Annotated in this window: 3 protein-coding genes; 2 read left to right on the plus strand and 1 reads right to left on the minus strand. The window is 71.4% G+C overall.

Annotation, left to right across the window (positions count from 1 at the left end; all coding sequences use genetic code 11):
* Positions 1-182: 182 nt before the first annotated feature.
* Entirely contained in the window at positions 183-1,124 is a 942-nt protein-coding gene (locus I5I_RS01780; RefSeq protein WP_036315705.1) for an alpha/beta fold hydrolase, read from the minus strand.
* Positions 1,125-1,187: 63 nt separating this feature from the next.
* On the opposite strand from I5I_RS01780, the gene I5I_RS01785 reads away from it, so the two are divergent.
* On the plus strand, positions 1,188-1,682 hold the full coding sequence (locus I5I_RS01785) for a carboxymuconolactone decarboxylase family protein (RefSeq protein ID WP_036315707.1): 495 nt from the start codon (positions 1,188-1,190) through the stop codon (positions 1,680-1,682).
* On the plus strand, positions 1,679-1,977 hold a 299-nt coding region (locus I5I_RS01790; RefSeq protein WP_036315710.1), incomplete at its 3' end, for a tyrosine-protein phosphatase. The genes I5I_RS01785 and I5I_RS01790, both read left to right, overlap by 4 nt.

The raw sequence follows: 1,977 nt of genomic DNA on the forward strand, positions 1-1,977 counted from the left end.
AGCTCGGTCCCGGGGATCCTCTAGAGTCTGTGAGAGGTGTCCTTTCGGCAGCGCGGGCGTGCGCGTGTGCTGTGCGCAGCGGCCCGCGGACTCGGGTGCGCGTTACAGCCTAGGCTTTGCGGCGGTCGGTGCGGTCATCGGTCTTCGCTGGGGTGACACCGAGCGTCATGCGACCGGTCGACTCAGCCGCGCGCGACCTGTGCGATGAGGCGGGCCAGTTCCACCGGCTGCTCCTCCTGCACGTTGTGGCCCGAGTCGACCTCGACGACGGATGCCGTCGGGAGGCGGTGCTGGAAGTCGTCGGCATCCGCGGGCGTCACGAACCCGCGACGTCCGCGCACGAGCGTGATCGGAGCGGTGGTGGCGGCGAGATGGTCCCATCCCTCGGTGGTGAGGGCACCGCGGATCGCGTGTCGTTGTGCCTGCGCGCTCGCCGCGGCATCCGCGTCGCCGGCCATCGCGTTGGCGAGGTGCGCGAAGTGGTGCTTCCACTCGACGCGGCCGTCCGCGCGCACGCGCGAGTTGAGGGTGACGCCGCGCGTCGCAGCCCCACGGGATCCGCCGAGGCCGAACGAGAGCGCCCGTTCGACGAGCTCGTCGCGGCTGGCCCAGTCGGTGGGGCCGGCGAAGAAAGAGGCGATCTGTGCGGCATCGCCGTCCGGGTCGATGCCGGGGGTGATGTCGACGACGATCAGCTCGCGCACCAGCTCCGGGTGCGCGGCGGCGAGCGCGGCTGCTGTCAGGCCCCCGAGCGATTGGCCGACGAGCACCTGCGGCGTGTCCCGCGTCCACGCGGCGACAGCGGGCGCGATGTCGGCCGCGAGGACGCCTCCGGTGTACGCGGCATCCGCCCGCCATGACGAGTCGCCGTGACCTGGGAGGTCGACGGCGAGGGCGGGGACGCCGAGGGCGAGCACCGTCGTATCCCAGGTGTGGGCATTGAGGCCCGCGCCGTGCAGCAGCGTCACCTGCGGGGCCGTGAAGGCGGCGGTGACCGGGTCCCCGTACTGCAGAGCGCTGACGGCACGGCCGTCGTCGAGGAGGTGCGTGAGACGGCGCACGGGCGGGACGGCGTCGATGCCGAGCTCGGCCGCTTGGTCGGCGAGGAAGGAGAACTCATCCATCCGGCCATTGTGCCTCGATCCGCGCTCGCAGCGGTCGTCGTCTACCCGTCCTAGGCTGATCGCATGAGCACCGAGCGTCGCGTCCACCTGTCCCGGTCGGCCCGTCCCGCGTATGACGCCCTCGAGGCGTTCTCCCAGACGGTCGGCACGATCGCCGCCGAGGCGGGCATCGATGCGCGGTTGCGTGAGCTGGTGCTCATCCACGCCTCGCAGCTCAACGGCTGCGCCTACTGCGTGCGCGTGCACGTCGACCGTGCCGCTGCCGCGGGGCTCGGGGTCGACGAGATCGCCCAGCTCGCCACCTGGCGGGAGTCGGGCGTGTTCTCGGCCCGCGAGCGGGCGGCACTCGAACTGGCGGAGTGCTACGTGTTCATCCACGAGGGCGGCGTACCCGACGAGGTCTACGATCGCGTCGGCGGCATCCTCTCCGAGCAGGAGTACGTCGCGATCAGCTGGCTGCTGGTGTCGATCAACGCCTTCAACCGCATCACGATCGCCGGCAAGTACCCCGTCCCGCCGCGCGCGGTCCGGAGCGGTGCGGGAGACGATCCGGCGTGAGCATCGTCTCCGGCGCCCTGAACTTCCGCGACGTCGGCGGCCTCCCGGCGAGCGGCAGCGTGACGCGAGCCGGAGTGCTGTTCCGTTCCGGCAATCTCGCCGGGCTGGACGATGCCGGACGCGACGCGCTCGTCGCTCTCGGCATCCGTCGCGTGGTCGACCTCCGCGCCGACGATGAGGTCGCCGTCGAACCCAGCCGCGTCCGCGGTCTGGACCTCGAGACGATCCGGATCCCCCTCTTCCTCGGCTCCGTCGCTTCCTTCTTCGTCGAGGATCGCTCACTCGCCGACGTCTA

This window comes from Microbacterium sp. B24 (assembly GCF_000333415.1).
Classification (GTDB): Bacteria; Actinomycetota; Actinomycetes; order Actinomycetales; family Microbacteriaceae; genus Microbacterium.

Coding starts and splice junctions, on each gene's coding strand:
- I5I_RS01785 (WP_036315707.1), top strand. CDS start 1,188: ATGAGCACCGAGCGTCGCGTCCACCTGTCCCGGTCGGCCCGTCCCGCG.
- I5I_RS01780 (WP_036315705.1), bottom strand. CDS start 1,124: ATGGATGAGTTCTCCTTCCTCGCCGACCAAGCGGCCGAGCTCGGCATC.